Source organism: Aetokthonos hydrillicola CCALA 1050 (assembly GCF_017591665.1).
In the GTDB taxonomy this organism is placed as follows: domain Bacteria; phylum Cyanobacteriota; class Cyanobacteriia; order Cyanobacteriales; family Nostocaceae; genus Aetokthonos; species Aetokthonos hydrillicola.
Map to the genome: position 1 here is coordinate 39,855 of NZ_JAAKGC010000053.1, position 12,551 is coordinate 52,405.

At 40.6% G+C, this 12,551-nt stretch carries 10 protein-coding genes and 1 pseudogene; 7 read left to right on the plus strand and 4 right to left on the minus strand.

The window, feature by feature from the left end; translation table 11 throughout:
* Window positions 1-141: 141 nt before the first annotated feature.
* A pseudogene (pstA, locus tag G4P69_RS23325) lies at window positions 142-693 on the plus strand (phosphate ABC transporter permease PstA); the annotation flags it as partial.
* A gap of 74 nt (window positions 694-767) precedes the next feature.
* Complete coding sequence (pstB, locus tag G4P69_RS23330; protein WP_208351438.1) at window positions 768-1,604, plus strand: phosphate ABC transporter ATP-binding protein PstB; 837 nt, start codon at window positions 768-770, stop codon at window positions 1,602-1,604.
* 112 nt (window positions 1,605-1,716) lie between these two features.
* On the opposite strand, the gene G4P69_RS23335 is transcribed toward pstB, so the two are convergent.
* Window positions 1,717-2,346, minus strand: a complete 630-nt coding sequence (locus G4P69_RS23335) for a hypothetical protein (RefSeq protein WP_208351439.1) — start codon at window positions 2,344-2,346, stop codon at window positions 1,717-1,719.
* Between the two features lie 498 nt (window positions 2,347-2,844).
* Here G4P69_RS23335 and G4P69_RS23340 point away from each other — a divergent pair, with 498 nt between their 5' ends.
* The 3 genes from G4P69_RS23340 to G4P69_RS23350 all read left to right on the plus strand — a co-directional run bounded on the left by G4P69_RS23340 (window position 2,845) and on the right by G4P69_RS23350 (window position 5,505).
* Entirely contained in the window at window positions 2,845-3,318 is a 474-nt protein-coding gene (locus tag G4P69_RS23340; RefSeq protein ID WP_208351442.1) for a BON domain-containing protein, read from the plus strand.
* A gap of 282 nt (window positions 3,319-3,600) precedes the next feature.
* Entirely contained in the window at window positions 3,601-4,863 is a 1,263-nt protein-coding gene (locus tag G4P69_RS23345; protein ID WP_208351445.1) for a fasciclin domain-containing protein, read from the plus strand.
* Between the two features lie 9 nt (window positions 4,864-4,872).
* Window positions 4,873-5,505 carry a peptidoglycan-binding domain-containing protein gene (locus G4P69_RS23350; protein ID WP_208351448.1) on the plus strand — a complete coding sequence of 211 codons (633 nt, stop codon included), beginning with the start codon at window positions 4,873-4,875 and terminating at the stop codon, window positions 5,503-5,505.
* A gap of 28 nt (window positions 5,506-5,533) precedes the next feature.
* Here the strand turns inward: G4P69_RS23350 and G4P69_RS23355 are convergent, their stop codons facing one another.
* From G4P69_RS23355 to G4P69_RS23365, 3 genes are all read right to left on the minus strand, one after another.
* A complete protein-coding gene (locus G4P69_RS23355) occupies window positions 5,534-6,460 on the minus strand; it encodes a cation diffusion facilitator family transporter (protein ID WP_208351451.1) in 927 nt (308 codons plus the stop codon).
* Window positions 6,461-6,571: 111 nt separating this feature from the next.
* Entirely contained in the window at window positions 6,572-8,407 is a 1,836-nt protein-coding gene (locus G4P69_RS23360) for a response regulator (protein WP_208351453.1), read from the minus strand.
* A gap of 540 nt (window positions 8,408-8,947) precedes the next feature.
* Window positions 8,948-10,999, minus strand: coding sequence for an ATP-binding response regulator (locus tag G4P69_RS23365; protein ID WP_208351459.1), 2,052 nt, complete (start codon window positions 10,997-10,999; stop codon window positions 8,948-8,950).
* Window positions 11,000-11,308: 309 nt separating this feature from the next.
* Here G4P69_RS23365 and G4P69_RS23370 point away from each other — a divergent pair, with 309 nt between their 5' ends.
* The gene (locus tag G4P69_RS23370; RefSeq protein WP_208351461.1) at window positions 11,309-11,680 is read left to right on the plus strand and encodes a response regulator; all 372 of its coding nucleotides are present in this window, start codon (window positions 11,309-11,311) and stop codon (window positions 11,678-11,680) included.
* 568 nt (window positions 11,681-12,248) lie between these two features.
* The coding region (locus tag G4P69_RS23375) for an S-layer homology domain-containing protein (protein ID WP_208351463.1) at window positions 12,249-12,551 on the plus strand (303 nt) is incomplete at its 3' end.

The following is a 12,551-nucleotide window of genomic DNA, read 5'->3' on the forward strand; positions in this document are numbered from 1 at the left end:
AACCTATTTTTAACTAAAAAAAAGAGAATTTGTATTAAGTTCGGACGATTACTTATAAACGCGTAGTATTTAGGCTTTAGTGTTCATAGTAGAAATTGATTTTTTGACCGTGTACTCTTACACTCAGCATGACTGAGAACAGCGTCTGCCAAGATAGCCCAATGGGTTCGCTTTGCCACAAATGTGCTAAGCGGCGTACCCTCGATCATTGTGGGACTCTTTGCGTATAGTGTTATTGTTTTAGCAATGAATCACTTTTCGGCAAGGGCAGGAGGGTTTGCCCTTGCTATTCTGATGTTACCCATAGTAGTGCGAGCGACTGATGAAGCCTTACAGTTAGTACCCCAAGAAGTCCGTTGGGCGTCAGTCGGTGTAGGTGCTTCCAACTTTCAAACTGTGTTACAGGTAGTACTACCAGCTGCGACCGGAGCAGCAATTACAGGAGTGATGCTAGCGATCGCTCGCGCTGCTGGTGAAACCGCACCTTTAATTTTTACATCTTTGTTCACCCAGTTCTGGCCAGGAGGTTTATCGCAGCCAATTCCGACTCTATCAGTCTTAATCTACAACTTTGCTAGTCTTCCGTACGCAAATCAGCGAGAACTTGCCTGGGCTGCTTCTCTCATCTTAGTACTTTTGATTTTGATTGCTAATATTATTGCTCGTTTGATAGCACGTAGGAGTGTTTATTAAATAGATTGTCATCCAAAATCTTATAATTTCCATTCCCGTCAAGATGTTAAATTCAAACCTACAAAGAATTAATTATGCCTGCTCAAAATCAAACCAACGATATCCAGAGTAATAAACCAAAAAATACTACTCAAACTCAGTCAGTTTTACGGACAGAAAATTTAAGTGTTTACTACGGCGATACTTTGGCACTTCGGGATGTTTCTATGGAAATTCCAAAAAATCGTGTAACTGCTTTTATTGGACCTTCTGGTTGTGGCAAAAGTACGTTACTTCGATGCTTTAATCGTCTCAATGATCTCATCGATGGCTGTAGAGTAGAGGGTAAAGTAATTTACCGTAATAAAAATCTTTACTCACAAAAAATTGCTCCGGTATCGGTAAGACGTCAGATTGGTATGGTCTTTCAAAAGCCAAATCCTTTTCCCAAATCAATTTATGAAAATATTGCTTACGGGGCTAGAGTGACTGGTAAAAAGGTTAATTTGGATGAATTAGTAGAGCAATCTCTGCGGCAATCAGCTTTATGGGATGAGGTCAAAGATAAACTGAAGACAAATGGTATATCCCTCTCTGGTGGTCAACAGCAACGTTTATGTATTGCTCGCGCGATCGCACTCAAGCCCGAAGTTGTCTTAATGGATGAACCGTGTTCATCCCTCGATCCTGTTTCTACTCAGCGAATCGAGGAACTAATTCACGACCTCAAGCAGGAGTACACAATTATTATCGTGACTCATAACATGCAGCAAGCAGTACGTGTGTCTGATTTCACTGCTTTCTTTAATGCTGAAGAGTCATCTAAGGGAAAACGCTTCGGTTACTTAGTAGAGTATGACAGGACTCAAAATATTTTTGAATCTCCACAAGTAGAAGAAACCAAAGAATATGTGAGCGGTCGCTTTGGTTAGAAAAAATTGGGGAGAGGAATTGACATAGAAAATGCAGATGTCATATCTTCTCCAATCCCCAAGAACTCACAAGGAGTAATCTTTATCACGATACAGATTACAAGTTACAAACTTAATTTAAAAAGACTTGACCGTCCCTTTGAATTCTTAAAACGCCCTGATTGTTATCGGGGGCAGTTTTTTCATTTAACGAAACAGCCAATGTCCCTGGGTTATTAGCATACATGGGTGTAACTTTTATGAATCCCCCATCCTTACGCACCATGGTAATAGTGACAGGCGTTGGTAAATTTCTCAAGACAATTGTTTGTCCACCTGTAAGAATTCGGGGTGCAGTGTACCCAATTGCTTGATAGGAGACTCGGGCATTAGTGTCATTTTTCAATCTTACATTTACCTCACCTGCCATTGGTGTGACGGAGGCAACAGCATTTTGTCTGTTTTCTGGTAAAGGTGGTTGTATAACACTAGAGCGCCTACCAGTAGGAACAACTACACTGAATGGCTGACGAAGAGGAACTCTCATTCGTAAAGTAGCAGCATTAGGTGGACACCCGTTTGGAACCAAAACCTGGTGGTTATGTGGCTCCTCGTAGAAAATACTAGGACAAGGATTAACTTTAAGAATTGGTTGCTGTGCTAGCGTTACTTGCGGAATTATTGGCACACCGATTAGTAAGCTCCCAAAAATGGTTCCTAATAATGCTGTATTTTTGTTCCTAAATTGATTGTGCTTTTGCATAAAAAACCTCGTAAACCTGCTGTAAAAAAATGTTCAGTTATATTTATTAACAACTGGCTCTGATTTTTAGTATCGACATTAAGCAAAATCCGTAATTCCTGTTCAATTGTAGGAATTAAGAATTGGTCATAACTTGAAGTTAACCATCAATAGTGGAAAACTCGTGTAAAAATTAAAAGTATCTCTAAAATTGCGACTTTAGAGATATTGTTGCTCTATCTATTGACGAAAATAAAAAGATAACTAACATTTAGCATCTTCATCCCTTGTTTCTATCGGTGGATGAGATGGAATTCCTATCCCTGCTATAGTATAGCTAAAGCGAGAAATCTAGAATTATTTAATACTAATTGACATGAATTAGGATTTTTCGGTTTTGGACTGTGTGTAATTTAGCAACTGCTAGCAAGCTATTGCTGGAAAAATCTTAATATAAGCAGTTGAAGCACAGTAATAAGCACTGTAGATTAGCAGATTTTAAACAATAGGAAAGAAAAGATGAACAAGTTAATTCCAATGATACTGAGTAGTATTCTAACTTTTGGCGTTGCTGCTTGCAGTAATGTTGCAAAAACAAGTGCTGATGCTCCTAACTCCACCGATACTAATGGACAAGCTCCTAATTTAGACATAGTTTTGAATAATAAAAGCGATGCGACTAGTGAAATTCGGAGAAATCAAGCTAACTCTGATATTCGCGCACGCGAGCAACGATACGATATGTTTAGGCAGGGAGGGGAAAGATCAGATCGCAACTTAGAAAGTGAAGTCCGCAGTAAGTTGGAGGTCAACATACCATCCTCTCAGCTAGCAGTTAACGCCAAAAATGGAGTGGTTACTGTAGCAGGGATAGTTCAAACACAAAAACAACTCGGTCAGATTGAACCTCTGGCAAAGCAGATTAGAGGTGTTAAGAGTGTCATTATCAAAGCAAAAGTGGAACCAAACTTACCCCCATATAACAATCGATAACTTCAATTAGCTCTCATAAATTACCTGAATTTCTCCCCAACTTTTCCACCATATAAGGTTAGCTTAAAACTATAACCACATCAGTGATTAACTTTCCTTTCTTAAAGTTTCTTGATTCACTTTTTGATTGGACTGCGTTTCTCGGTTTATTTTTTTACTAAAAATAGAAGTTCATTTGTAGAATCAACTTCTTACACCGCAGTCTTATATTCAAGATATTAGTTACTCACTGTGAAAATCATGTTAAAAAATTACCTTACTCTTTTTCAGGAGAGCATTTTTATGCGTAACTTATTTTCTCTGACAACACTAAACTCCAAATTACTAGTTTTTGGACTGACGGCAGTAGTTAGCTCCATAACAGTTTCTGCGATCGCTTCAGCCCAGGTGACGAATCCATCTCCAACTTCAACTTCAAATGTAACTTCAAAAAGTACCTTTTCTGATATCGGTTCTACTTACTGGGGGCGTCCATTTATTCAAGCTTTAGCTAAAAGAAACATCATTACTGGCTTTAATGATGGTACTTTTAGGCCGAATCAACCTGTTAGTCGTGCTGAATTTGCTGCGATGATTCAAAAAGCTTTTAACAAAAAATCAGTTCGGCAGTCAAGTCCTGCTGAATTTAAAGATGTTCGTCCCAACTATTGGGCGTCTTCTGCAATTCGCGAAGCATATGAAACCGGATTTATGTCAGGATACCCCGGAAACCTGTTTTTACCAAATCAGACGATTTCTAAGGTCGACGCGATTATCGCTTTAGTAAATGGTCTGAGTTTAAGCTCCAACGGTAATACATCAAATAATCTTAGCACCCACTACAAAGACGCTTCATTAATCCCGGACTATGCTGTTAACGCTGTGGCAGCAGCAACAAATGATAATCTTGTGGTTAACTATCCGAACGTGAAACGATTTAATCCATGGATGCCTGTAACTCGTGTCGAAGCAGCCGCACTTTTATATCAAGCTTTGGTTACCCAAGGACGGGTGCAACCACTCGCTAGCAATGTTGCAGCGACTCAATTTATAGTAGGGCGCAAATATGTAGCAGGTGGCACTAATAAGGTTAACCAGACCGCTTCGGCTAGCTTCTCTAATGCATCTGATGACATTTTTTCTCGCGCTGCGTCTAGTCGTTCCTTTACAACTTTGACTTCTCTATTAAAGACAGCAGGACTAGCAGATACTCTCAGAGAATCAGGTTCCTATACAGTTTTTGCTCCGACTAATCAGGCTTTTGCAGCCTTGCCTCAAGATACTCTACGACGGTTGCAGCAGCCAGCTAACAGACAAACACTCATTAAGATCTTAAAATACCATGTTGTTCCAGAAAAATTAACTGCTACTAAGCTCTCAGATGGGCAGATCACAACAATGGAGGGTCAGCCCATCAATGTTCAAGTTGGCTCAGCTAACGATCAAATTGATGTAAACAATGCGAGAGTCATCCTACCAAACATCCAAGCAAGTAACGGCGTTATCCATGCAGTCGATAAAGTTCTCCTACCACCAAACTTTGACCTAAGTCAGCGGCTGCAATAGATACTGTATATGAAACCTCAGATTATTCGTTCCACTTTACTCTCCCTTGGCTTGATCTGTGCGTCGCTTCTGACTACACTACCCTCTTCTATGGCTGCACCTGCTAGAACTTTGTTTAATCCCGTAGTCGTAGATGGTAGGCTGACGTATCAAGAGTACTCGCCTACTACTGCACCGGTTTTAGTTCCTGGAGTTGTTTCATTAGCTATGCAGGATGTGCAAGCGTTCTTAAAACAAAGAGGACTTTACCACGGAACAGTTGACGGTTTCTACGGTCAGAAAACTTATTTAGCTATCGTCTCCTTCCAAAAGTCAAGAAATTTAACTCCTGATGGTCGCATTGGACCACAAACTTGGAAAGCTTTGCTCTCTGCTTATGATCGCACAGTTACTGAAGCGCTCCCTAACAGAAGCAAATATTCAGTAACTACAGCACCAGTTCTAAAGATGGGTAGCACTGGTTCAGCTGTACGAGATATTCAGACATTTTTAAAACGGTTAGGGCTTTATACAGGTCCTGTTGATGGTATATATGCTCCCAGTACTGCTAAGGCTGTGAAAGCGTATCAATATAGCTATAAAAGTTTGAGAGACGATGGTGTTGTAGGAAAAAATACTTGGAGCGTAATCTTACATCATTAAAGCTTAGCCATTTTGACATTTGAGAAAATTAAGAATATTTGCAACTGGTAGCTAAAGATTTTGCTTCAATGAAGATATTTTTTACATCAGGATGCTGTCCTTTAATTTTATCTTCTAAGCGCTCCACAGCTAGTGCTAAATCCTCAGAAGATAGGTGCTTGTGAAATTGAATTTCTAAGTTTAGTAACACTTCGTTTGCGCCGAGTTGCATTGTTAGCAATCGTAACACTTCTTGCACTGCCGGATCACTTTTTACAATTGCTCGAATACTAGCAACGATACGGCTATTAGCACTTTCACCTACTAGTAGACCTTTACTTTCATACGCAAGCAATACAGCAACTACAGCAAGAATGAGACCAATGATGATAGATGAAATACCGTCTATGTAGGGATTTTGAAACAATTGTGCTAAGAAAATTCCTATTAAGGCGACTAGTAATCCTAAAAGAGCAGCAGAATCTTCAAACAATACTGTAAAGATAGTTGGATCTTTACTGGCGCGAACAGTCTGCCATAGGGTTTGCTCACCCTTGCTCGGAAGAATTTCCTTAAAGGCAACGCTCCAAGAAAAACCTTCAAATACTATCCCTAAGCCTAGTACGATATAGTTCCACATAGGGTCTTCTAAAGGGCTGGGGTGACGCAAATGAGAAATGCCCTCATAAATTGACATTCCTCCACCAATCGCAAAAATGAAAATAGCAACAATCAAAGTCCAGAAGTAGAGTTCTTGACCATATCCAAACGGATGGCTATCGTCCGCAGGTCTTTTGCTCATATGAACCCCTAACAGAAGTAACAGTTCGTTGATAGTATCAACCAGTGAATGAATCCCCTCAGATAGCATAGCTGAACTGCCAGTCATAACTGCGGCAATAAATTTAGTAATGGCGATCGCCAAGTTAGAGCCAATAGCAGCAAAAATGGTTTTCGTTGATGAGTTAGAAGCCATAGAAGGTAAGTTCAAAGAGTGGACAATCTGTCGGGAAGACGAGGAATAATTCTCTGCTATAGGTGAACACTCACTTTAGTTAAATTTTTAACTTTAGATAAGCGAGGCTCATTATCGAGGTAGTCGAGATCGCTGTAGGCAGCTCAAGATGCGGGTGAGCAGTTTATGTCCTTCGATAGGCTTACTCACGCAGTCATCAGCACCAGCGGCGAATATTTTATCAAGAGTATCCTCGTGGGCGTAGGCAGTGAGAAATAACACTGATAGTTTGCTCCAAAGTGGATCGTTGCGAACTACCTGGCATAGTTCAATTCCATTTATTTGAGGCATTTTTAGGTCTAAAATCAGTAAGTTTGGGCAAAATTCTGTTAAAGTATCCCAAAATTGTCGTGGGTCTTCGAGAGTTGCTAGCTTGATTCCCTGAGGCTCCAGTAAGTTCTGTATAAAGTTCAGCACTTGTGGATCGTCGTCTACTATCATGACTCTGGCATCAGTAGCATGAAAGCGCTGCCATACTTGCATCACTGAGTCTACTACCTTCTCTGGAGGCGCTGACTTAAGCAAAAAAGCACACCCCCCCTTTCGCGCAACTTCTAAGCGCGCAGTCAAACTATTTTGGTTAGTAAAAACCATAACCGGCACTGGCGGTATCTGATGGGACAGATCTGTGAGCAAACTTAAGCAGTCCTCTTCGCCTTCAGCAAAACAAAAGTCAAGTAAGACTATATCAGGATTTTGAGACGAAATCTCACTTTTAGCGGTAGCTATATTTGGGGCAGTTTCTATTAAGATTTTCCGCGTAGAGGCTTCTAGGACTAATTGCTCAATGAGTTGAGTGTCATTGCTAACTATCAATACTTTGGGAAACCAATCGCTAGATACTTGCTTGACATAGATCGGTTTAGTCGAACTCTGTTCTATCTCATGGTGCAACGCCATCACAAGTTTACATAAGGGTAGAGATTCGGTTTGGTTAAGGGACGTTGTTGCTTGAAGTATATCCTCTATCTCTTGAGCCAATTGTGAGCCAGCAGCAAATCCAAAGCTTCCCAACGAACCAGCTAACTTATGTGCTTCTTGCTCTGCTGCTAACCGTAGTTGATCGCTAAGCTTACCCTCTTTAAGGGCAATAGCTGCTTGATCTAGCACAGAAAGGCGATCGCGAACCCTCTTGCGAAAATCTTCCAGTAAATCTGCTACTGCCAACAAAGTTTTCTGTTGCGCGTGACTTAACTCTGGTTCAATTGGTTGTATCTGGCACTTTTCCTCTTCAGGTTGATACTTAAGCCGATACCCTAGACCATAAACCGTCTCAATTAAATCTTTGGGTGCGCCTGCTGCTTTGAGTTTCTGTCGTAAACTTTTAATATAAGATTTAATTGTATCTTCTGCCGGTGGGTCATCTAAAGACCAAAGGTGATCTATGATCGCACTCCGACTAAATACACGCTGTTGATTGCGCAAGAAAAGCTCCAGAACACTATACTCTGTTGGAGTCACATGGAGGATTTGATTTCCATAAGTCACCTCACAAGTATTTGGATCAAGACGCAGCTTTCCCAACTCTAGCACTAAAGCTAAGGGAGAGTTTGTGCGCCTTAGTAAAGCTCGAATTCGTGCTGTCAGCTCTGCAAAGTCAAAAGGTTTAACGACATAATCATCTGCTCCTGCATTTAAACCCATAACTTTATCAGTTCCGCTATCACGAGCAGTTAATAGGAGTATGGGTTTTTGGTAGCCCTCTCGCCGTAATTGCACACAGAGACTAATACCATCCAGCTTTGGCAACATCACATCTAGCACAATCAAGTCATAGTCGCAGGCTTGAGTAAGCTCCCAGCCATCTTGACCGTCAGCAGCAATATCAACGAGATAATGTTGTTTAGTCAAAACTAGTGCCACAGCATGAGCAATCGATTTATCATCCTCCACTAATAGAATTTTCATTTTCGCGTTTTCCTTAATTTGGCTGTGAAAAGATAGTATTTTTTAACTGGATGGTGTTTACTAATTAATAAGGTTGTGTTCAGCGTTACATCTCAAGTTAAAAAATTTAAATGATTAAATAGCAAGTTATATATATAGTTAGTCATATTTTCTATTTACCAGCTAAAATTACACCGCTAGCTAAGGGTCTCATTATTTAAAATAAAATTTCCATATTTTGATAGATAAGCTGAGCAGTAAGATAGTGCTATGTGGGGTAGCTCAGATCTTACACCTTCTCAATAAGGGCTGGTCGGCAGCGCCCACACCACGAAAGAATAAGCTTTTTGGGCTTCGATTTTCGCAATAACGTGGTGGTGCAAGATCTGAGCCTTCCACTAGCGGCGATAGCGAAGCGCTGCCGCCTCAAGGGCGGATCGCCACTAGCAAAATATGAAAGGAACACATTTTTATCGTTTTTCTGAAAGCCTTGCAGGATAAAGGTTCTAAAATGTGTTCCTTAAGAGGTAGGGTGCTAGGCTAGGCAAATCAAGCAAAAAGCTATTCAGGCTGTTGAGCAAGGCTTGCGACAGACGCAATCAATTGATCGGGCTTAACTGGCTTAGCCATGTGTAATTGGAATCCTGCTAATAGAGCCTGCTGATAATCTTCTCGTCTAGCGTAAGCGGTTAGTGCAATAGTTGGAATCCTTGTTCCTGTTTTTGACTCAAGTTGTTTAACTCTTCGAATCAAGGCGTAGCCATCCTTATCAGGCATCCCAAGATCGCTGATTAGTACATCTGGTTGGGATTGAGCAATTGAATCAATTGCTGCATCTACTGAATCAGCAGATGTTACATTGGCACCATGTTCCATCAGCGTGGTGCTAATAAATTCACGAGTATCAGCTTCATCATCTACGATTAGCACCTGTAAGCCAGTGAGGGAAGTAGGTAGTAGGGAAGCATTGGAAAAATTTTCTGGCTTGTGGACACCTATAGGAAGGCTCCCTTTCTGGTAGCAAGCGGTATTAGGAAATAAGGATTCTTCAGTTGATTCCTCAGTCTGTTTATGGATAGGTAGTTTTACTGTAAACGTTGACCCATACCCAATGCCCAAACTTTCTGCTTGGATAGTACCGCCGTGCAGCTCCACCAAATGACGAGCGATCGCTAAGCCTAATCCTAGCCCTTTATGCAACCTTGTACTCGTACTATCAGCCTGAGTGAACCGATCAAAGATAGTTGGCAAAAAGTCAGCGCTGATGCCTTTGCCTGTATCGCTAACTATAATTTGAACTTGTGAGTCAACACGCTCAAGCTTGACTTCAATGCACCCTCCTTCCGGTGTAAACTTGACTGCGTTTGATAGTAGATTCCACACGACCTGTTGCAAGCCGTTGGAATCTCCCAGGACTAGATCTGCTGTTGAATCTAACACGCAGTTAATCTCAATACCCTTAGCATCCGCCGCAGGCTGGACAACTTCAATTGCTGCTGTAATGACTTCTACTGGTTCGACTAACTCAAGGTTCAGCGAGAAATCATTCCTAATAATACGCGAAATATCAAGCAAATTTTCGATCAGCTGCATCTGCAAATTAGCGTTACGCTCAATAGTCTCTAAGGCGATCTCCGCTTTATCCTTGTCTAATTTTCCAGCGCGGAGTATTCCAGCCCATCCTAGGATTGCAGTTAAGGGGGTGCGTAATTCATGGGAAACTATTGCTAAAAACTCATCTTTCGAGCGGTTGGCTGCTTCAGCCGCACTTTGTGCCGCTTCGCTAACAGCACGAGCAGCCCGCTCACGTACTAGTAATCTTTCTCGTTCTTCCTCAGCCTGTTTGCGCTCGGTAAGATCTTGCAAAATCTTTGAAAACCCTCGTAAATTGCCCACCTCGTCTCGTAAAGGTGTAACGACGCAATGTGACCAGAATAGTGTACCGTCCTTACGGACGTGCCAATGATTACCCCTAAAAAAGCCTTTAGCTTCTGCTTCTCTCAGTACTTGCCGAGGTGCGCCGAGCTCAACCGCTTCTAAGGTAAAAATTTGGGAGAAAGACCGACCAATAATCTCAAACTCTTGATAGCCTAAAATACTTTTAGCACCATCATTCCAACTGATAATAGTACCGTTATTATCGAGCATAAATATGGCATAGTCTGTTACTCCTTCCACTAAATTGCGGTAACGCTCTTCACTTTGACGCAGACTTTCCTGGCTCTGACGTAAACGCTCATAATTACGCTTTGCTTCCAACGCGTTCATTTTAGCTTGCTGTTGTGTAGAACGCAGTATGGCATTTAGTGAGATAATCAATACTGCTACCAGTATGAACTGAACCAACTCAGCTATGTTAAACCAAGTAGCAGCCAGGGAATATGATGGAGATAGAAGAAAGTAGTCACACGCTAGAGTCGCCAAAGCAGTGGCAAGCAGTCCTGGTCCAGCACCGCCATACCAAGAACTAATCATGACAGCAGCCAAGAAGAGAGGGTAAAAAGGTAGTTGGTTCCATTGCCACCACAGTAAATGTGTCAGTAGTAGTGCTATTAAAACTGTTAGTACAGCAATACTGTAATCTTTTAGCTCAGAACGTTTAAATTTCGGCATTTTTTATCTTATCGTGAAAAACTTGTACCTTGATTTCTTCCCGACTTTTCCACTTTTTAGTCTTAACCTTAGCAAAAGCATAAGAAAGTAGACAGAAAAAAAGTTAACTATGTTAAAAAATGTAAATCATCCTTACGGTATACCCTATAGGTCGTCTTAACGAAGAATTGTTTATTCTCGTTGACTTACTTAAGAATATTAACTATAGGGTAATGGGCTAAAGCCCAATCATCACTTCAGTTTATTATGGTAAGCGTTCAGCAAGTAATTGCTTTAATTAACTTTAAAGGCGGGAGGAACAAAATAACGGTGAGTGCTAAGCAAATTTTGGTGATTGATGACGAAGATGATATCCGTAAATTAACTCAAATTTGTTTGGAAACGATGGGAGATTGGCACGTGTTTACCGCCAATTCGGGCAGTGAAGGTTTGGCTATGGCTGAAGCTAATCAGCCTGATGCTATCCTCTTGGACATGATGATGCCTGATATGGACGGAGCAGCGACTTTTGAAAAGCTAAAAGCTAATCCTGCAACAAAAGATATTCCTGTAATTATACTAACAGCTAGGGGGCGAGCCGCAAATCAAAATTTTGTCAAAACACTAGATATTAAGGGCGTAATTAGTAAACCATTCAATCCTCTTAAACTAGCTGAACAAGTTGCAAAAGCTTTAAGCTAAAGTTTACAAAAAAGACTTGTTTTTTGCTATCACTTCTAAATAGTTGTAGTCTCTCCACATTAGCTAATGTTGTAGCTTTGTATGCCATACTTACTGACAATTAAATGCTTATAAAAAGAGTTTATGAAATCAGAACTGGGATAGTGATTTCTATCTGTAGATGAAGAAGAAGGGAGAATACACTTTACGTTAGGTGTCAGCCTAAGTGCTTGTGAAAAAATAATATATAGATTTTACGATATCGATTGTAGCTTCGGTTACAATGCCTGGATAGTTTCTTTTACATCTAAAATTTATAATAATTGACGATTCTTTTTGTAACACTCCTCATCGTAGCCTCTATTCTCTATCAAAAGAACGATTTAATTCAAATATGATTCGATATAATTCCTAATTGAAAGTAGCGTTTATTTACTTAAAATGTGTGACAAATATCTAATTTTATCCACCAGTTCTCCACTCTCCAGATTTATCTTAATAACTATAAATAATTGAGTTGTTGATTTTTATTAGTCAAAGATGCTGCTAAACACAGATTTAGCAAATTGAACCAGGGAGGGCATTTTCAATGCTTAGTTTTTTTCGTTCGTCTTTCAATAGCGCTGTCTTATTAACTCTTGGAATTACAGCTAGCGCAACTTCCATAGTTATCTCAGATCCAGCTTTAGCTCAAACTACTCCTCCAATTATGAGAACTCCAAGTTCTCAATATCCATACGGAGCCACTCGTTTTTCTGACGTTGGAGCCGATTACTGGGCTCGTCCATTCATTCAAGCTCTAGCTGAGAGAAACGTCATTACTGGTTTTCCAAATGGCACTTTTCAACCAGATCAACCTGTGGATCGTGCTGACTTTGCAGCAATGATTACA

Excerpts from the sequence above, each read along its gene's own strand:
- pstB (WP_208351438.1), top strand. The coding sequence starts at position 768 with ATGCCTGCTCAAAATCAAACCAACGATATCCAGAGTAATAAACCAAAA.
- G4P69_RS23335 (WP_208351439.1), bottom strand. The coding sequence starts at position 2,346 with ATGCAAAAGCACAATCAATTTAGGAACAAAAATACAGCATTATTAGGA.
- G4P69_RS23340 (WP_208351442.1), top strand. The coding sequence starts at position 2,845 with ATGAACAAGTTAATTCCAATGATACTGAGTAGTATTCTAACTTTTGGC.
- G4P69_RS23345 (WP_208351445.1), top strand. The coding sequence starts at position 3,601 with ATGCGTAACTTATTTTCTCTGACAACACTAAACTCCAAATTACTAGTT.
- G4P69_RS23350 (WP_208351448.1), top strand. The coding sequence starts at position 4,873 with ATGAAACCTCAGATTATTCGTTCCACTTTACTCTCCCTTGGCTTGATC.
- G4P69_RS23355 (WP_208351451.1), bottom strand. The coding sequence starts at position 6,460 with ATGGCTTCTAACTCATCAACGAAAACCATTTTTGCTGCTATTGGCTCT.
- G4P69_RS23360 (WP_208351453.1), bottom strand. The coding sequence starts at position 8,407 with ATGAAAATTCTATTAGTGGAGGATGATAAATCGATTGCTCATGCTGTG.
- G4P69_RS23365 (WP_208351459.1), bottom strand. The coding sequence starts at position 10,999 with ATGCCGAAATTTAAACGTTCTGAGCTAAAAGATTACAGTATTGCTGTA.